The 18,214-nt window shown below is 70.5% G+C and carries 20 protein-coding genes; 7 read left to right on the top strand and 13 right to left on the bottom strand.

From position 1 onward, the window contains the following. Positions 1-25 precede the first annotated feature (25 nt). Entirely contained in the window at positions 26-631 is a 606-nt protein-coding gene (locus ASG12_RS13765; RefSeq protein WP_055790966.1) for a TetR/AcrR family transcriptional regulator, read from the top strand. Here ASG12_RS13765 and manA read toward each other — a convergent pair. The 3 genes from manA to ASG12_RS13780 are packed head-to-tail and all read right to left on the bottom strand — an operon-like array spanning position 615 to position 4,463. Next, the gene (gene manA, locus ASG12_RS13770) at positions 615-1,922 is read right to left on the bottom strand and encodes a mannose-6-phosphate isomerase, class I (protein ID WP_055790971.1); all 1,308 of its coding nucleotides are present in this window, start codon (positions 1,920-1,922) and stop codon (positions 615-617) included. The genes ASG12_RS13765 and manA overlap by 17 nt on opposite strands. Next, positions 1,922-3,040 (bottom strand): hypothetical protein, encoded by a 1,119-nt coding sequence (locus ASG12_RS13775; protein WP_055790441.1) that lies wholly within the window; start codon positions 3,038-3,040, stop codon positions 1,922-1,924. The genes manA and ASG12_RS13775 overlap by 1 nt, the downstream gene beginning before the upstream one ends. A gap of 19 nt (positions 3,041-3,059) precedes the next feature. Further along, a complete protein-coding gene (locus tag ASG12_RS13780; protein WP_055790443.1) occupies positions 3,060-4,463 on the bottom strand; it encodes a phosphomannomutase/phosphoglucomutase in 1,404 nt (467 codons plus the stop codon). A gap of 77 nt (positions 4,464-4,540) precedes the next feature. On the opposite strand from ASG12_RS13780, the gene ASG12_RS13785 reads away from it, so the two are divergent. Beyond that, entirely contained in the window at positions 4,541-5,674 is a 1,134-nt protein-coding gene (locus ASG12_RS13785) for a phosphatase PAP2 family protein (protein ID WP_055790446.1), read from the top strand. Here ASG12_RS13785 and ASG12_RS13790 read toward each other — a convergent pair. Then, positions 5,654-6,109, bottom strand: a complete 456-nt coding sequence (locus ASG12_RS13790; RefSeq protein ID WP_055790974.1) for a DUF3499 domain-containing protein — start codon at positions 6,107-6,109, stop codon at positions 5,654-5,656. The genes ASG12_RS13785 and ASG12_RS13790 overlap by 21 nt on opposite strands. A 97-nt stretch (positions 6,110-6,206) precedes the next feature. On the opposite strand from ASG12_RS13790, the gene ASG12_RS13795 reads away from it, so the two are divergent. Beyond that, the gene (locus ASG12_RS13795; RefSeq protein ID WP_082080275.1) at positions 6,207-6,722 is read left to right on the top strand and encodes a metallopeptidase family protein; all 516 of its coding nucleotides are present in this window, start codon (positions 6,207-6,209) and stop codon (positions 6,720-6,722) included. Positions 6,723-6,791: 69 nt separating this feature from the next. Here ASG12_RS13795 and ASG12_RS13800 read toward each other — a convergent pair whose 3' ends face one another. Then, on the bottom strand, positions 6,792-7,073 hold the full coding sequence (locus ASG12_RS13800) for a WhiB family transcriptional regulator (protein ID WP_055790977.1): 282 nt from the start codon (positions 7,071-7,073) through the stop codon (positions 6,792-6,794). Between the two features lie 493 nt (positions 7,074-7,566). Between ASG12_RS13800 and cofD the strand changes: the two genes are divergently transcribed. The 3 genes from cofD to ASG12_RS13815 are packed head-to-tail and all read left to right on the top strand — an operon-like array spanning position 7,567 to position 10,512. Continuing rightward, entirely contained in the window at positions 7,567-8,574 is a 1,008-nt protein-coding gene (gene cofD / locus ASG12_RS13805; RefSeq protein ID WP_200932781.1) for a 2-phospho-L-lactate transferase, read from the top strand. Continuing rightward, positions 8,564-9,934: a coenzyme F420-0:L-glutamate ligase gene (locus ASG12_RS13810; protein WP_055790982.1), complete on the top strand. Its 1,371-nt coding sequence runs from the start codon at positions 8,564-8,566 to the stop codon at positions 9,932-9,934. Before cofD ends, ASG12_RS13810 begins: the two co-directional genes overlap by 11 nt. Next, complete coding sequence (locus tag ASG12_RS13815; RefSeq protein WP_055790449.1) at positions 9,931-10,512, top strand: NUDIX hydrolase; 582 nt, start codon at positions 9,931-9,933, stop codon at positions 10,510-10,512. Before ASG12_RS13810 ends, ASG12_RS13815 begins: the two co-directional genes overlap by 4 nt. On the opposite strand, the gene glgC is transcribed toward ASG12_RS13815, so the two are convergent. After that, positions 10,499-11,716, bottom strand: coding sequence for a glucose-1-phosphate adenylyltransferase (gene glgC / locus ASG12_RS13820; protein ID WP_082080278.1), 1,218 nt, complete (start codon positions 11,714-11,716; stop codon positions 10,499-10,501). The genes ASG12_RS13815 and glgC overlap by 14 nt on opposite strands. A 128-nt stretch (positions 11,717-11,844) precedes the next feature. Here glgC and glgA point away from each other — a divergent pair, with 128 nt between their 5' ends. Further along, positions 11,845-13,017 (top strand): glycogen synthase, encoded by a 1,173-nt coding sequence (gene glgA, locus ASG12_RS13825; protein ID WP_200932782.1) that lies wholly within the window; start codon positions 11,845-11,847, stop codon positions 13,015-13,017. Between the two features lie 25 nt (positions 13,018-13,042). Here glgA and ASG12_RS13830 read toward each other — a convergent pair whose 3' ends face one another. The 7 genes from ASG12_RS13830 to folP form a co-directional block, all read right to left on the bottom strand. Then, positions 13,043-13,867, bottom strand: a complete 825-nt coding sequence (locus tag ASG12_RS13830; protein WP_055790452.1) for a putative RNA methyltransferase — start codon at positions 13,865-13,867, stop codon at positions 13,043-13,045. A 37-nt stretch (positions 13,868-13,904) separates the two neighbouring features. Continuing rightward, positions 13,905-14,075, bottom strand: a complete 171-nt coding sequence (locus ASG12_RS21295) for a DUF3117 domain-containing protein (protein WP_082501978.1) — start codon at positions 14,073-14,075, stop codon at positions 13,905-13,907. Between the two features lie 127 nt (positions 14,076-14,202). Next, positions 14,203-14,544 (bottom strand): DivIVA domain-containing protein, encoded by a 342-nt coding sequence (locus tag ASG12_RS13835; protein WP_055790454.1) that lies wholly within the window; start codon positions 14,542-14,544, stop codon positions 14,203-14,205. Positions 14,545-14,551: 7 nt separating this feature from the next. After that, positions 14,552-15,286: an acetoacetate decarboxylase family protein gene (locus ASG12_RS13840; protein WP_055790987.1), complete on the bottom strand. Its 735-nt coding sequence runs from the start codon at positions 15,284-15,286 to the stop codon at positions 14,552-14,554. A 54-nt stretch (positions 15,287-15,340) separates the two neighbouring features. After that, positions 15,341-16,210: an SDR family oxidoreductase gene (locus ASG12_RS13845; protein ID WP_055790990.1), complete on the bottom strand. Its 870-nt coding sequence runs from the start codon at positions 16,208-16,210 to the stop codon at positions 15,341-15,343. A 79-nt stretch (positions 16,211-16,289) separates the two neighbouring features. Continuing rightward, positions 16,290-17,303, bottom strand: coding sequence for a glucosyl-3-phosphoglycerate synthase (locus ASG12_RS13850; RefSeq protein WP_055790457.1), 1,014 nt, complete (start codon positions 17,301-17,303; stop codon positions 16,290-16,292). Beyond that, complete coding sequence (gene folP / locus ASG12_RS13855; RefSeq protein ID WP_055790460.1) at positions 17,300-18,211, bottom strand: dihydropteroate synthase; 912 nt, start codon at positions 18,209-18,211, stop codon at positions 17,300-17,302. The genes ASG12_RS13850 and folP overlap by 4 nt, the downstream gene beginning before the upstream one ends. Positions 18,212-18,214 lie beyond the last annotated feature (3 nt).

An 18,214-nucleotide genomic window follows, 5' to 3' on the forward strand; every position in this document is an offset into this window, starting at 1 on the left:
CGCGGCCCCCCTGCCCGACCTGCCGATGGGCCTCACCGCCTTGCCGATGGCCGGGCCGGGCGCGGGCGAACGGGCCGACGCCGGCCGCAACCGGCTGCTGCTCCTCGACGCCGCGAAGCGCCTGATCGACAACCACGGTGCCGCCGCGGTGACGATGGACGAGGTGGCCCGGGCCGCCGGGGTCGGCAAGGGCACGGTGTTCCGTCGTTTCGGCAGCCGCGCGGGCCTGATGCTCGCGCTGCTCGACCACTCCGAATCGGAGATGCAGCGGGCCTTCATGACCGGCCCCCCTCCCCTGGGTCCGGGCGCCGCACCGCGCGACCGACTCGTCGCCTACGGCCTGGCCCGACTGGCCATGGTCTGCGCCCACCTCGACGTCCTGGTCGAGGCCGACGACGCGGCCGGGCCCGACCGCCTGTCGCACCCCGCCCGCCAGGTGTCGGTCATGCACGTCCGGGCACTGTTGCGCGACATGGGTTTCGCACCGGTCGACGAGGCGTTGAGCCTCGCGGTGCTCGCCCCGCTGGAAGCCGCCTCCATCCATCACCTGACCGAACACGAGGGGCTGACCATCGACGAGATCGGTCACCAGTGGGAACGGTTCGTCGGCGCGCTCACGCCCGCGAGCTGAGCCCCGCACCGCCGGAGGACCGCTCGGCGTCGGCCCTGTCACCGACGCCGTCGGCCACGGGACGCGACGCGGGCACCAGCGCACGGAAGAAGACCGACGAGCTCGACGCCGCGCGCACCACCACGTCCGGGTCGGCGTCACCCAGCCACAGCGAGTGGCCGGCCGAGACCGACACCACCTCACCGGTGTGTGAACGCACCTCGATCGCCCCCTCGATGACGGTGAGGATCTGCGGGCCCGAGGCATCGAGCGATATCGACGACGATCGCTGCAGACCGGTCCCGTCGAGGTCGATCCGCGAGAGCCGGAACTCGGGCGCGGGTGTGGTGTAGATCTTCTCGGCACCCAGCACGTGGATGTGCGGGTGCAGGTCGGCCGGGGCCGACGTCGCGAAGTCGAGGACCGCGAGCAGCTCGGGCACGTCCATGTGTTTGGGGGTCAGCCCGCCACGTAACACGTTGTCGGAGTTGGCCATCACCTCCACCGCCGTGCCGCGGAGGTAGGCGTGCAGGTTGCCCGCCCCGAGGTACACCCCCTCGCCGGGGCTCAGCCGCAACCGGTTGAGCAGCAGGACGGTGAGCACGCCGGGGTCCATCGGATAGGCCTCGCCGAGTTCGAGGACGGTCTGCAACTCGGTGGCGAACCGGCGGTCACCGCGGTTGAGGTAGGCGATCGCGCCGTCGAGGACGGCCGGGATGAGTGCGTGCAGGATCGCATCGGGCAGCGTGATCCACGTGGTGAAGAGGGCGCGCAGACCGTGTGAATCCGGTTGTCCCGCCAGCAGACCCAGATAGGGGTCGAGCTCGGCGACCTGCAGGTCGCGCAGGAGGTCGACCGTGATGGCAGGGTCCCGGAATCCGGCCAGCGCGTCGAACTCGGTGAGCGCCACCACCAGCTCGGGCTTGTGGTTGTCGTCGCGGTAGTTGCGGTCCGGCGCGTCGACGGGGATGCCGGCCGCGTTCTCCCGGGCGAATCCCGCACGTGCCTGCGCCAGGGTGGGATGGGCCTGCAGCGACAGCGGTTCATCGGCCGCGAGCACCTTGAGCAGGAACGGCAACCGGTTGCCGAAGGTGCCCGCGCACGCCGAACCCAGTTGCGCGGCGGGGTCGGTGTCGATCACCGACAGCAGATCGATGTCGTCGTCCACTGCGCGCGCCGGGGCGGCGGGATGGGCGCCGAACCAGAGTTCGGCCTCGGGATGCGCCGACGGTGTCGGCAGACCGCGCAGTGCGGCCAACGCGGTCCGCGACCCCCAGGCGTAGGGCCGCACGACCCCTTCGAGCACGTGCATCACACCGCCCCGATCAGCCGCAGGTAGACCGCCGCCATCTCGATCCGCAGCGCCGTCACCAGCAACGGCGCGATGTCCTCGGGCGTGTCGATCCCCTCGACACCGCCCGGCGCACCGGGTTCGAGAGGGGCGGCGGGCCCGGCACCGGCGGTGGGGCCGACCTCCACCACGTCGGCGTCGACGAGCACCGACATCCGCTGGTGCAGCGACCACTCGCGGCCCGGGGTGGTGATGACCTGCACGCGGACAGCGGGACCGCCTGCGGGACCGTCGAATTCGGGATCGTGGAAAATCGAGTCGGCGACCACGCCCGAGGACTCCGGTCGCGCGGCCTGAGCGGCGACGGCCTCGACGAGGTCGCATCCGACACCCCCGACACCGGCCACGGCGTGCAGTGTCCGCGAGGCGTGCACGGCCAGCACCGTCGAGGCCGGGGTGTCCCCCGCCCAGGTGACCGGCCGCCCGGTGATCCGCGAGGCGAGTCCCTTCGCGGCGTTGTGGAAGACCTCGTTGTCGGGATGGGCGGCGCCCGCCTCGTCGTCGAGGGCCTCGGCCAACGCCGTGAGGTCGAGGGCGGTGCCGGCGGTGCGCACCGCGCGCAGGGAACGGATCACCGCACTCAGCGCCACGACGTGGCCGATGAAGCGGAACTCCGGGCGGACCGGGACCCGGGGCGACAGGTCGAGGGCCGAGCCGGCCGCGGCGTCCCGGATCGGGCCCTCCATCGGCGCGTCGACGACGACCTCGGCGCGTCGACGGACCGAACGCGCCACGGCATCGGCCAAGGCCATGTCGCCGGCGTCGTCGCCGGACACCACGACGACGTCGAGGGGACCGATCCATCCCGGGAGGCTGTCGGCGACCACGACCGGCACGTCGGTGCGGGCGGCGAAGGTCGCCACCACGAGGTCGGCGGCGCGGCGGGCCGTCCCGTGGCCGGTCACGATCACCAGCGCGCGGGGCCGCAGATCGGCCAGCGGCGCCAACACCTGTTCGTCGACGGCGGCCGCGACGGCCCGTACCTGCGCGCCGGCGAGCGCGGCGGCGCGCAGCAACCCGTGGACGTCGGCGGACTGCAGCCGGGTGACGTCGTCGAGGTCGGGTGCGCCGGTGAGCATCAGATCAGCTTATCGGCGCTCACCGGCGGACGATGGCGAGAATGCGGTCGACGAGCTCGGTGACACGCGCGGCGTCGGCGGCCTCGGCGTTGAGGCGCAGCAGGGGTTCGGTGTTCGAGGCACGCAGGTTGAACCACGATCCGTCGGCGAGGCTCACCGTGACACCGTCGAGCGAGTCGACGTCGGCGGTCTCGGCGGTGAAGTCGGCGACCACCGCCTCGGTGCTCGCGGCGGCGTCGGCGACGGTCGAGTTGATCTCACCGGAGGCGTGGTAGCGCTCGTAGGAGGCGAACAACTCCGATGCGGGCACGTCGGTCTCACCGAGGGCGGCGAGCACGTGCATCGCGGCGAGCATCCCCGAGTCGGCACCCCAGAAGTCACGGAAGTAGTAGTGCGCGGAGTGTTCTCCGCCGAATACCGCGCCGGTCTGCGCCATCTGCGCCTTGATGAACGAATGGCCCACGCGTGTCCGCACGGGCGTCCCACCGAGTTCGGAGACGAGCTCGGGGACGGCGCGGGAGGTGATGAGGTTGTGGATGATCGTCGCACCCGGGTTCTTGGCGAGTTCTCGCGCGGCGACGAGCCCGGTCACCGCCGACGGCGAGACGGGATCGCCCTTCTCGTCGACGACGAAGCAGCGGTCGGCGTCGCCGTCGAACGCGAGTCCGATGTCGGCGCCGGTCTCACGGACGTAGGCCTGCAGGTCCACGAGGTTCGCCGGGTCGAGCGGGTTCGCCTCGTGGTTGGGAAAGGTGCCGTCGAGTTCGAAGTAGAGTGAACGCACGGTGAACACCGGGGAATCACCCAGGACCGCCGGGACGGTGTGGCCCCCCATGCCGTTCCCCGCGTCAACCGCGACCGTCAGCGGTCTACTACCGGAGAGATCGACGAGTTCGTGCAGATACGCCGCATAGTCCGTGAGGACGTCCTGCTCGCTGATGGTGCCGCGCTCGCCGTCGTACGGGTCCGTCCCGGTGACCAGCTCGGACGCGATCGTGGCGAGTCCCGTGTCCTGGCCGACGGGCTTGGCCCCGGCCCTGCAGAGCTTGATGCCGTTGTAGGCGGCGGGGTTGTGGCTCGCGGTGAACATGGCGCCCGGTTGATCGAGGCGACCCGAGGCGAAATACAGCTGATCGGTCGACGCGAGACCGATGAGGATCACGTCGACACCCTGCTCGCACACCCCGTCGGCGAACGCCCGGGAGAGCTCGGGCGAGGAGTCGCGCATGTCGTGTCCGACGACGATCGACGTCGCGCCGTCGGCGCGCACCAGGCGGGCGAACGCGCGCCCCACGTCGGCGACAAACGGCACGTCGATCTGCTCGCCGACCAGGCCACGGACGTCGTAGGCCTTCACCACCGCGGCGACGGACTCGGTGGTCCGGTCGGTGGCGGCGCTGCGGTCCCCGGTCGGGTCAGGCACGGTGGCTCTCCTCGGTGTGACATCGGTGGTGCGTACTTCGGACTCGCAGGGGTCAGCCTAGTCGCAGGATCCTGCCGATGACCGACCTGCGATCGGCGCCGCAGAGCGGGCTCGACACCGGTACCGGGACATCGTCGCCGGGAGCGGTGAGGTTACGGCGGGCCGCGATCGCCGTGTGGGCGTTGGTCGTTGCGACCCTCGCCGGCACACGCGTGATGTCCTTCGGTTTCGTCCCGATCATGGTCGTGGTGGTCACCGGACTCGCCGCGGCGAGCATCGGGCGCCGCAACCCTCTCCTGGTGCTGCGCGACTGGCTCCCGTTCGGCCTCGTGCTGTTCGCCTACGAGAGCACCCGCGGCACCGCGGCGTTCCTCGGGATGCCCACGCAATGGCATCTGGCGGTCGACGCCGATCGCTGGATGTTCGGTGTGGTCCCCACGGTGTGGCTGCAGGAACATCTCAAACACGCCGACCCGCAGTGGTGGGAGATCATCACCAGCGTCGTCTACATGTCGTACTTCATCGTGCCCTACGCCCTGGCGGGATGGCTGTGGCTCCGCGACCGGATGGCGTGGAAGAAGTTCGTGACGCGTTTCGTCGCGCTGTTCTTCCTCGGTCTCATCGGTTACATCCTGGTGCCGGCCGCGCCGCCGTGGGCCGCGGCGCAGTGCACGGCCGAACAGGTCGTCGGTGGTCCGGCGTTTCCGCCGTGCATCACCGGTACACCCGAGAACGTTCCCGGCGGTGGGGTGTTGGGTCCGATGACCCCCGACGATCCGGCCGCGAAGCCCTTCATCGAGCGGATCTCCAGTCGCGGCTGGGACGTCCTGCACATCGGGCCGGTGCGCGACGTGATCGAGGTCGGCCAGGAGCGGTCGAACCAGGTCGCCGCGATCCCCTCGCTGCACGCCGGGTTGACCGGGCTGCTGGCGATGTTCATGTGGCGACGGGTCGGTCCGCGCGGTCGGATCCTGTGGGTGGGCTACGCCGCGGCGATGGCGTTCACGCTCGTGTACTCCGCCGAACACTATGTGTTCGACCTGATCCTGGGGTGGTCGTTGGCCGCCCTGGTGATGGTCGGGTGCGCCGCCGTCGAACGGTGGTGGGCGCGACGCTCAATTCGTCGCACCGTGGACGACGGCCCTGATCACGACGGCCCGGTCGGTGCGACACAGACCGCGGGGGAACCCTCAGTCGATCGGGTCGGGTAGCACCCGGAGATGACCGCGGCGGCCCGGACGCGGCCGTGAACGCGGCGATCCGGATGCGGTCGACCCGGTGTGGGCCGATGCCGACGATCCCGCCCCGGTGGACGTCGACCCCACGAACGGCGACCACGAACGGATCGAATCCGACGCCGAGCCCGCCGCTCGCAGCCCGCCGGCCTCGCGCACTGCCTCGGCGAGCGCGGTGAGATCGTCCTCGTCGCCGGCGGGGGTCGCCCATCCGCCGGTGCTGCGCATCATCTCCCAGCCGCGCGGAACGGTGATGCGGCTGGCGTGGTCGTCACAGAGATCCCAGGAATGCGGCTCGTCGGTCGACGCGAGCGGCCCGACGACGGCCACGGACTCGGCGTAGACGAAGGTCAACGTCGCGACAGCGGGTTGGGCACAGCCGGGCCTGCTGCACTGACGGGGGAGCCTCACCACGCGAGATTATCCCGACCGACCCCGCCGGGGCAGCAGACACACCGCCGCGCGCCGTGTCGACAGGTCTCGATCACGGCACGCTTACACTCTCGCCATGGCACGCAGGGTCCCTCCGGTCGTCTCCCGGCATCGCGGCACCACATCGGGCCCGGGCCCCACGCGGCGCCGACGCCGTGACCGTCGCGGACGGGGATTGCGATCGAGTCTCCTGCCGCCGCAGGTCCCCGCGGCGAACACACGCTCGGAATCGTTCGATCTCGTGGTGCTGGAGGCGTTCGCCGAGATCGACGCGCGCTGGCACGAACAGCTCGGCGATCTCGACCTCGCGGTCGACGAGATCCCGCGGGTCCTCCCCCGCGATCCCGAGACGGTGCAGTGGCCCGACGAGGTCACCGCCGACGGTGCCATCCCCCTGGCCCGGCTGCTGCCGGCGGGTATCGACGCGAACGGGCGTCCGTCACGGGCGCGGATCGTCATCTTCCGTCGGCCGTTGGAGAGTCGCGCGGACAAGGGAGCCGATCTGCTCGACCTCGTCCACGAGGTCCTGGTCCATCAGGTGGCCACACATCTGGGGCTCGACGAGGACACCATCGACCCCGAACCGCACTGACCCGAGAAGCGCGGCCGCCGAGAGGTTCTCGAGGCGGTCAGGCGCGCGGTGCGGGGGTGTGCAGGACGATCAGATGATGCCGCGCTTGAGGCGCCGACGCTCGCGCTCGGACAGTCCGCCCCAGATGCCGAAACGCTCGTCCTTGTGCAGGGCGTACTCGAGGCACTCGGCCTTCACCTCGCAGCCCGAGCAGATGCGCTTGGCCTCGCGGGTGGAGCCGCCCTTCTCGGGGAAGAACGCCTCGGGGTCGGTCTGCGCGCACAGGGCGCGGTCCTGCCACTGGTCCTCGATGTCGTCGAAGAGGGCATCGAAGTCGTCGGTGACGAGGCTCAGGTGCGGGGTGGACGGCATGGCGGGTGCGAACGCGGGCGCGGACTCCGCGGCGCTCTCCGCCGACGGGTAGGCGTGGTTCGACGGGAATCCGTCACCCATCCGGTGCTCGAAAGTCATCGCCGGGCTCCTCGTGAATTCGTTTGCGGCCGCAGGGCGACCGAGGTGGGTGATGACCGTCGCCGCAGGGGCGCAGCCGGTGCGAGAATCGTGGTGCATGGGTACAGCCGGTGCCACCGCGTACGAACCGGGCCGTCAGACCCGTTCGAACGTGTGATCGAACACGAAGTCGCTCAACGATTCTCGATCACAAAACGCTAATGACACTGGTGTGATTAGACACGTACGCCGGTGTCTCGGTCAAGCGAAACGGCGAAATTGCCAATACCACTGCCGGTCCGGTATTCCGCGACACGACACCACCGGAGTGTCGCACCACTGGCGTGTCGCATGTCTCGGTCGGGTCTCGATGGCCACGGGCCGGTCACCACGACGCCCATTAGAGTGGGCGGTCGTGAAGGCAACGGTTCTCGTCGGTGGCGTCGGTGGCGCCCGATTCCTGCAGGGTGCGCGCCATCTGTTCGGCCGCACCCCGTTTCCCGCCGGAGCCGAGACCACGTCGTCGGACTCCGGCGTCACCGCCATCGTCAACGTCGGCGACGACGCCTGGATGCACGGTGTGCGCATCTGTCCCGATCTCGACACGTGCATGTACACACTCGGCGGAGGCATCGACCTCGAGCGCGGGTGGGGTCGCACCGACGAGACCTGGAACGCCAAGGAGGAACTGGCCGCCTACGGTGCCGACCCGGACTGGTTCGGGCTGGGTGATCGCGATCTGGCCACCCACCTGATCCGCACGCAGATGCTCGACGCCGGCTACACCCTCGCCGACATCACCGAAGCGTTGTGCAAGCGGTGGCAGCCGGGCGTGCGACTGCTCCCGGTGACCGACGATCGCCACGAGACCCACGTGGTGGTCAACCGCAGCGGCGATCCGGACGACGCAAAGGTGGCGATCCACTTCCAGGAGTGGTGGGTCCGTTATCGGGCCCAGATCCCCACCCACGGCTTCGCCCAGGTCGGCTCGGAGAAGGCGACCCCGGCCGCCGGTGTCCTCGACGCGATCGCCGACGCCGACATCGTGTTTCTGGCGCCCAGCAACCCCGTCGTCAGCATCGGCGCCGTCATCAGCGTTCCCGGAATCCGCGCGGCCCTGCGCGCGACGAAGGCTCCGGTGGTGGGGATCTCGCCGGTGATCGGCGGGGCTCCGCTGCGCGGCATGGCCGACGAGTGCCTGTCGGTGATCGGGGTCGAGACCACGTCGGAGGCCATCGGCGCCCACTACGGTGCGCGGTCGGGCACGGGCATCCTCGACGGCTGGCTGGTCGCACCGGGCGACGGTGCCGACATCCCGGGCATCGCCACCCGCGAGGTCCCCCTGGTGATGAGTGATCCGGAGACGACGGCCCAGATGGTCCGTGACGCCTGCGATCTCGTCGGTGTCGCCCATGACCGCTGATCCCCGTCCGCCTGCGACCGGCGATCACGCGGCGACCGGCACGCTCGAGATCATCGGGGTCCGCGGCCTCCCCCGCTTCGTCGAGGGCGACGATCTGGCCGCCGCGATCGCCGCCGCCGCACCGGATCTGCGCGACGACGACGTCGTGGTGGTGACGAGCAAGGTGTTTTCGAAGACCGAGGGCCGCATGGTCACCGCACCGACCGATCCCGAGGAACGGGATGCATTGCGGCGCACGTTGATCGATGCCGAGTCGGTGCGTGTGCTGGCGCGCAAGAACCGCACGCTGATCACCGAGAACGCGCTCGGCATCGTGCAGGCGGCGGCCGGGGTGGACGGGTCGAACATCGACACCGACCAGTTGGCGCTGCTGCCCGTCGATCCCGACGCCAGCGCCCGCCGGCTACGCGATCGACTGGCCGCCGACCCCGGTGTGCGCGTCGCGGTGATCGTCACCGACACCATGGGACGCGCCTGGCGCAACGGCCAGATCGACGCGGCCATCGGCTCGGCCGGCATCGCGGTGACCCACCCCTACGACGGCAGCGTCGATCCGCACGGGAACCCGCTGATCGTCACCGACATCGCCGTCGCCGACGAGATCGCCGCGGCCGCGGATCTGGTGAAGGGCAAGCTGATCGAGACGCCCGTCGCCATCGTGCGCGGCCTACGCCTCCACGACGACGGTTCCGGCGCACGCGATCTCGTCCGCCCGGGTGACGAGGACCTGTTCTGGCTCGGGACCGCCGAGGCCATCGACCTCGGTCGACGTCAGGCGCTGCTCACCCGCCGCTCGGTGCGCGCCTTCACCACCGAACCCGTGGAGCCGGAGATCATGGACGCGGCGTTCGCCGAGGCGCTGACCGCCCCCGCTCCGCACCACACCCACCCGGTACGTCTGGTGTGGGTCCGCGACCGGGAGCGTCGCATCCGACTGCTCGACGCGATGGCCGATCGCTGGCGTCGGGACCTCGCGGCCGACGGACGCGGCGAGGAGTCGATCGCACGCCGCGTGGCGCGCGGACAGCTGCTCTACGACGCCCCCGAACTCGTGATCCCCATGCTCGCCCTCGACGGCGCACACGACTACCCCGACGCCGCACGCACACGTGCCGAACACACCATGTTCACCGTCGCCGTCGGGGCCGCGGTGCAGGGGCTGCTCGTCGCGCTGTCGGTGCGCGGGGTGGGCAGTTGCTGGGTGGGGTCGACGATCTTCGCCGCCGACATCGTGACCGATGTCCTCGAGGTGCCTGCCGACTGGGAACCTCTGGGCGCCATCGCGATCGGACATCCGCAGGAAACCGACACCGGCCCGCGCCCGCCGGCCGACCCGGCCACCGCCGTGGCGATCCGATGAGCGCGGCGAGCCTGCACCGCTCGGCGGTGGAGATGCTGACCGGGTGGTCGACGACCGACCCGCATCAGGACTCCATGCGCCACACCGTGCTCGCGTTCCTCGCCGCGCGCGCCGACGCCTGCCTGCGCGCCTGCGCGCCCGGCCATCTCACCGCGTCGACGATGATCCTCGACCACACCGGCGACTTCGCGCTCCTCACGCTGCACCCGCGCGTGGGGGCGTGGATCCAGGTCGGTGGGCACTGCGAGCCGGAGGACGACGGCATCGCCGACGCCGCGATGCGCGAGGCGACCGAGGAGTCCGGGATCGCCGGACTGACGTTGTCGCGCGAGCCGATCGCGCTGCACACCCACCCGATCACGTGCTCGCTGGGAGTGCCCACCCGTCACCTCGACGTGCGATTCCTCGGGGTGGCCCCACCCGGACCCGACGGCGGCCTGCCCGAGATCATCCGCAGCGACGAATCGGTCGACCTGCGGTGGTGGCCGGTCGATGCGCTGCCCGAGGGCACCCACCACGCGGAGATGGCCGCACTGGTCGCCGCGGCGCGCCGGGCGAAGGGCCTCAGCCCAGCCTGACGCCCTTGCCGACGGCCACCACGCCGCCGGCGCTGATGGCGTATTTCTCGCGGTCCCGCTCGAGTTCGACACCGAGGATCTCGCCGGGGCCGACGACCACGTTCTTGTCCAGGATCGCCTTGCGCACGACCGCACCCCGACCGATACGCACTCCGGGCATGAGGACGCTGCCCTCGACCGTGGCGCCGTCCTCGATGATGACGTTGGAGCTGAGCACCGAATTCCGCACGGTCGCAGCGGAGATGATCGACCCGGCGCCGACGACGGATTCCTGCGCGAGACCCCCGTGGACGAACTTGGCGGGCGCGAGGTTCTCGGCCGCGCCGCGGATCGGCCAGCGGCGGTTGTAGAGGTTGAACACCGGGTGCACCGACACGAGATCCATGTGGGCGTCGTAGAACGCGTCGAGGGTTCCGACGTCGCGCCAGTACCCCTTGTCGCGCTCGGTGGCGCCGGGGACCTCGTTGTCCTTGAAGTCGTAGACGAACGCCTCGCCGCGGTTGACGAAGCCGGGGATGATGTCGCCACCCATGTCGTGGTCGGAGTCGCTGTCCTCGGAGTCGGCGCGGATCGCCTCCACCAGCGCCGAGGTGGTGAACACGTAGTTGCCCATCGAGGCGAAGGTGGCCTCGGGATCGTCGGGGGTGCCGGGCGGGTCCTTGGGCTTCTCCAGGAACTGCGTGATGCGACCGGACTCGTCGGCGTCGATGCAGCCGAACGCGAACGCCTCGCTGCGCGGCACGCGGATCCCCGCGACGGTCGCCGCGGCACCCGAGGCGATGTGCGCCTCCACCATCTGCTCGGGATCCATCCGGTACACGTGGTCGGCGCCGAAGACCACGATGTAGTCGGGTTCCTCGTCGTAGACGAGATTGAGCGACTGGAAGATCGCATCCGCGCTGCCGGTGTACCACCGCGGCCCGAGACGCTGCTGCGCCGGGACGGGCGTGATGTATTCACCGTTGAAGCCCGACATGCGCCACGTCTGCGAGATGTGGCGGTCGAGGGAGTGCGACTTGTACTGGGTGAGCACGCACAACCGCTGGTATCCGGCGTTCACGAGGTTGCTCAGTACGAAATCGATGAGGCGGTACGCCCCGCCGAACGGGACCGCGGGCTTCGCCCGGTCCATGGTCAAAGGGAACAAACGCTTTCCCTCACCGCCGGCGAGAACAATTCCGAGCACGTGCGGCTGTGATCTCACCCTCACAACCTATCCGCGATCTGTGCCATCGGCCACCGGTTCGGCGCCCGGCGATCCGCCACACGTGCCCGACGCCGAGACGACGGCCAGGGGTGCGGGTGACGGCGCGCGGGTCTAGCGTCGTCGGTATGCGAGTGGCGATGATGACCCGCGAGTACCCACCGGAGGTCTACGGCGGCGCAGGGGTCCACGTGACCGAACTGGTGCGGCATCTGCGACCGCTGGCCGACGTCGACGTGCACTGCATGGGCGCTCCCCGCGACACGGCTCACGTCTACACCGCCGATCCCGGATTGACCGGTGCCAACGCGGCGTTGACGACGATGTCGGCCGATCTGCGGATGGTCGCCGGCGCGTCCGAGGCCGACATCATGCACTCGCACACCTGGTACACCGGGCTCGCCGGACACGTCGCCGCGCAGCTCTACGGGGTGCCCCACGTGCTCACCGCCCACTCGCTGGAGCCCCGGCGCCCCTGGAAGGCCGAGCAGCTCGGCGGTGGGTACCGCCTGTCGAGCTGGGCCGAGCGCAACGCCGTCGAGTACGCCGACGCGGTGATCGCGGTCAGCGCGGGCATGCGCGTCGACGTCTGCGACGCCTACCCCCGACTCGACCCGGCGCGGGTACACGTGGTGCGCAACGGCATCGACACCGCGACGTGGTTCCCCTCCGACGAACCGTTCGGCGAACAGTCGGCCCTGCGATCGCTCGGCGTCGATCCGGACCGCCCGATCGCGGTGTTCGTCGGCCGCATCACCCGGCAGAAGGGCGTGCGGCATCTCATCGCCGCGGCACACTCCTTCGATCCCGACCTGCAACTCGTGTTGTGCGCGGGTGCGCCCGACACCCCCGAGATCGGTGCACAGACCGCCGAGGCCGTCGCCGAGCTCTCCCGCACGCGCGACGGCGTGTACTGGGTGCAGGAGATGCTGCCCACCGAGCGGGTACGCGAGATTCTCTCCGCGGCAACGGTCTTCGTGTGTCCGTCGATCTACGAGCCGCTGGGCATCGTGAACCTCGAGGCGATGGCGTGTGGCACGGCGGTCGTGGCGTCCGACGTCGGCGGCATCCCGGAGGTGGTGCGCGACGAGGTCACCGGCCGACTCGTCGCCTACGACGAGTCCGATGAGTCGGGTTTCGAGGCGGGACTCGCCGCCGCGGTGAACGCCGTCGTCGCCGACCCGACACGGGCCGCCGAGATGGGTGCCGCCGGACGGTCGCGCGCGATCGAGGAGTTCTCGTGGGAGTCGATCGCCGAACAGACCATCGCGGTGTACCAGGCCGCGCTCGCGGGACGGTGACCGGAGCGGCCGCTGTGCGACGCGGTCAGACGCGCCGGTAGCGCGACACCGTCACCGAGCACGTCACCTCGACGTGCTCGGGCAACACCGTTGCGCGCGCGGCGATCTCGTCGACCGACGCGTGATGCGCCGACGGTCCCATCGTGACGAGGTCGGCGACGTCGGATCGTCCGAGGGTCATCGTGTGCTCCACTGCGATGCGGTCCTCTCGCTCGAACACCCCGGTCAGGGAGTTGCCGATCCGCTCGGGTTTCGTGGGGTCGACCCCGATCATGCCCATGGGCGTGACGATCTCGGCGAGGTGGCGGGGCGTGGGCGCGACCACCACGAGGACTCCGTCGTCGGTGAGCACGCGGGCGAACTCGGCGACGTTGCGCGGCGCGAACACCGACAGGACGGTGTCGATCACGCCGTCGGCGACGGGTAGCCGCTGCCAGGCGTCGGCGACGACCGACCCGATCCGATCGTCGACACGTGCCGTCGCGCGCGCGCACGACTTCGACAGGTCCAGACCGATCCCGCGGGCCGCGGGATCGGTGTCGTCGAGGGCGTGGGCGAGATAGTGACCGGTGCCCGCCCCGACGTCGAGGCAGACCGGGCCCGAGGACGCGTCGGCGACCGCGTCGGCGATAGGGGCGTAGAGACCGGCACCCAGGACGCGTTCACGCGCGGCGACCATCGCGGTCGTGTCCGAACGCAGGCCCCCGGTGGAGCCTGCGAGCAGGGAGACATAGCCCTGACGGGCGATGTCGAAGGTGTGTCCACGGTCGCAGATCACCGTGCCCGCATCGATGTCGAGCTCGCCGGTGCACACCGGGCACGCGAGCAGATCGATGATCGCCGACAGCATCGGACTCGAGGGCTATCGGCGGACGGTCGCGGCGGGGTCAGCCGGCGACGACGCCACGCAGTTCTTCGCCGAGGGCTGCTGCCTCGTCTGCGGTGAGCTCGACGACCAGACGGCCGCCGCCCTCGATGGGGATGCGTACGACGATTCCTCGCCCTTCCTTGGCTGCTTCAAGGGGACCGTCTCCGGTCCGTGGCTTCATCGCCGCCATGTCACAAGCTCCCTCCGACAACGTCGCCGACAATCGGCGCCGGTTCACGATTCTATGCGCTGCGCCACACCCGACGAATTCGGCCGTCGGACGCAGACGCAGGTCAACCTCACAACGATGATACGGCTCAGACGTCCTCGGCCCGGGATGCGTCGGTGTCGGCCCGCGAGAAATCGTTCGCGTCACGCCCCTGGAGGTCGACGATGACCATGCGGAGTTCGTCGATCTCGCGGGCCAGTTTCTCGAGCGCCCAGTCGACTTCGGACTGCTTGTATCCCCGGGCCACGAGCGCGAACCGCAGGGCGCGGACGTCGTCGCCGGCGACGCCGGCCCTCGGCAAGCGGGTGAGTGTCGCGTCGCGTTCGAGCGGCGGGAGGTCTTCGCCGCGTCCGAAGACGAACCACACCACGGCGAAGACCGCGCCGATGACGAGCACCATGACGACCAGGTAGAGCAAGAGGGTCTGCACCCCGCGATCATCCCAGACCGGGTGCCGGGACCGGTCCCGACGCAGCCGACCCGGACACCACGACGGCGTCGCCGAAGGTCATCGACAACGCTCCTATCGACGACGCGAGCAGCGTGCGACCCGGCCGGAGCGCGCGCAGTTCGTCGGCCATCGGGTGGTCGCCGAGCTCGAGCCGTGCGCCCCCGGGACGGGTCCGCACGTCGGCGGCGCGCATCGTCCAGGGTGTCGCGCGTGTGACGCCGTCGAGGTGGGCGTACGCGGTGAGCGTGGTCGACGAGTCGGTGTCGGGCACGGCGACCCCCGGGCGCACCCGCAGCGACAGCACGGTCGAGGAGTCGGCCCGCAGCGTCCCGGTACGGACCGGACCCCGATGGTCGACCTCGAACGCGGCGAGCGTCTTCGGGAAGCCCCAGATGCCGCGACCGGCCGCCAGGGTGAAGTCGCCGTCGACCGGGAGACGGTGGATGAGCGCACACGCCTCGTTGCGCACCACCGACCGGAGGTCGCCGACGATCCCGCCGCGGCCGGCGTCGTGGGGACGGACCAGGAAGCAGACCCCGAACTCGTTGTACGGCCCGAGATCGCCGTCGACGTAGTCGACGAACACCAGCACGCACACCGCACGGCCGGGTCGCCACCGGATCACCGAGAGGCCGGTGTGATCGATCGCCCGTTGCGCCGCGGCAGCCGACACCGACACCATCGCCGCGAATGCGGTCGCCGTCCGGATCTGCACCGGCATCGTGACCGTCCGGCCCGCCACCTGGTGGACGGCCGGACCCGGGATCGCCACGCCTCAGCCCTCCGTCGCCGGGGCGACGACACCCCGCAACCCGTCGGCGCCGAACACCGGCTCGAGCATCGACCCGTAGTCAGGACCCCGGCGCAGCATCTGACCGCCGTCGACGTTGATGACCTGTCCGGTGATCCAGGTGGACGCGTCGCCGAGGAGGAACGCGGCCAGCTCGGCGATGTCGGTGACCTCGCCGACCCGCGGCAGCGGTGTCGCCTCGCGGTAGTCGGCGCTCAGTTCCGGCGAGTCGAGGACCAGCGCCACGAGTTCGGTACGTGTGAGACCCGGTCGGATGCCGTTGACGCGGACGTTGCTCGCGCCGAGTTCGTCGGCGGCGAGCGCGACGAGGTGATCAACGGCGGACTTGGTGACCCCGTAGGCCCCGAACCACCGGTGGGTGTTCGACGCGGCGATCGACGAGATGGCCACCATCGACCCACCGCCACCCGACACCAGTTCGCGGGCGGCGTGCTTGAAGGTGTACATCGTGCCGTTGACGTTCAGGTCGACGGTGTTGCGCCACGCGTTGCTGTCGATCTGGGTGATCGGGCCGATGGTTTCGCTGCCACCGGCGCACGCGACGACGCCGTCGAGTCGGCCGGTGTGGCCGACCGCGGTCGCCACGGCCGCGACGACCTGGTCCTCGTCGGTGATGTCGGCGACAGCCACGTGGACGCGACCACCACCGGTGATCCCCGAGGTGATCTCGTCCGCGGCCGCCTCGAGGCGGTCGCGGGTGCGTCCGACGATGGTGACCACGGCGCCGTCGGCGGCGAGCATCTCGGCGATACCGCGACCGATGCCGCTGCCCCCGCCGGTGACGAGGATTGACTTTCCCCGCACGGAACCGTCACTGACCGAACCACCGGGCATGCCGGCCTCCATCCGTCGCAGAACTAGAACACGTTCTACTCATGGAAGCACATCCGTCGGATCGACGGCACGGGTTGACCTAGGAGGCGCGGACCTTGTCCACCGCGCCGGGGCGCAGGGTGTCCATCGGCGGCCGGTCGGCGAGGTAGACCTCGGTCGTGTGCGGCGTGAAGGTGCCGTCGGTCTTGGCGGTGAACTGCGTGAGCCCGACCCCGGAGTCGGCGATCCCGCACCGGTTCATCAGGGTGCCCACGATCTGCCTGCTCATCACCCCGAGCTCGATCAGCGGTCGGTTGCGGTGGGTGCGCACACCCAGGTTGACCTGGCCGATGCCGGCCATGCCGTAGCGGTCGTAGGTGTCGACCAGCAGACCGATCTCGACGCCGTAGCCGGGCGCGAACGGCACCGCCGACAACAGTTCGCGGGTGCCCGCGTATTCGCCACCCAGCGGCTGCAGCACGGCGGTCAGATCGGGCTTGAGCGACGCCAGCAACGGGCGGGCGACGAGTTCGGTGACCCGGCCGCCCCCGTTGGGGTCCTGTGCGCCACCGGTGCGCAGCGGTCGGCGGTAGTAGCCCTTCACGAGCTGGATCTCCGGGTTCATCAGCAGCGGACCGAGCAGCTTGGGCACGAACATCGGGTCGGGGTCGATGAGGTCGGAGTCGACGAACGCGATGAGGTCGCCGGTGGTCGCGGCGATCGAACGCCACAGCACCTCGCCTTTGCCCTTGACCGGCGACAGCTCGGGGACGGCCTGCTCGCGGCTGACGACCCGCGCGCCTGCGGCGATCGCTCGCTCGGCGGTGGCGTCGGTGGATCCGGAGTCGAGGACGATCAGTTCGTCGACGAGGGTGCCCAGCAGCGGACGGATCGAGGCGATCACGTCGGCGACGGTGTCCTCCTCGTTCAGCGCGGGCAGCACCACCGAGACGGTGCGGCCACGCTTGTGGGCGACGAGCTCGTCGAGGTCGAACACGGGGTGCTCGAAGGTGTGTGTCTCCGACCAGGCGAGGGTGGTCGGGTCGGCGTCGGCCGGAGCGGGCCACATCTGCGTCGCGCGGCGCGGCGCGGACCCTGTGTGCTTGGCGGTCATGCGAGTCCCCTGACTGTTCGTTGGGGCGGACGGGTCCCCGCTATCGCGGCGACCATGTCCACCACACGCCGGGTGGCGGCAACCTCGTGGACCCGGAACACCCGCGCGCCCTGTGCGGCGGCGAGTGCGGTCGCGGCCAGAGTTCCCTCCAGCCGGTCCTCCAGACCCACACCCAGAGTCTCCCCCACGAAATCCTTGTTGCTCAGTGCCATCAGCACCGGCCAGCCCGTATTAACGAGATTGTTCACATGCCGTAACAGGGCGAGCCCGTGGTGGGTGTTCTTGCCGAAATCGTGCGTCGGATCGATGAGGATGTCGGCGCGCGCCACCCCGGCCCGCTCGGCACGACGGGCACCGGCCACCACGTCGGTGAGCACCGCCTCGACGACGTCGGGGTAGCGCACGCGGTGCGGTCGGGTGCGCGGCACCGCTCCCCCGGTGTGCGAACACACGATGCCCGCTCCGGCGTCGGCGGCGGCGTGCACCAGGTCGGGGTCGGTGCCCGCCCAGGTGTCGTTGATGAGGTCGGCGCCGGCGGCACACGCGGTCACCGCGACCTCCGCCCGCCAGGTGTCGACGCTGATGATGACGTCGGGGTACGCCGAGCGCACCCACTCGATGAACGGCACCACACGGTCGGCCTCCTCCGCGGCGTCGACCGCCACCCCGGGACCGGCCTTCACGCCGCCGATGTCGACGAGGTCGGCACCCTCGGCGACCACCCGGTGCACGCGGTCCATCGCGGCGTCGTCACCGAAGTCCGCACCCCGGTCGTAGAACGAGTCGGGGGTGCGGTTGACGATCGCCATAACCAGCGCCCGGCCGGTGTCGACCGGTCGGCCGCACAGGGTCGGGAACCACGACGACGGCACCCCGGCATCGGGTGCGGCGACGGCCGCGTTGTCCATACG

It is taken from the genome of Williamsia sp. Leaf354 (assembly GCF_001424365.1).
Classification (GTDB): domain Bacteria; phylum Actinomycetota; class Actinomycetes; order Mycobacteriales; family Mycobacteriaceae; genus Williamsia_A.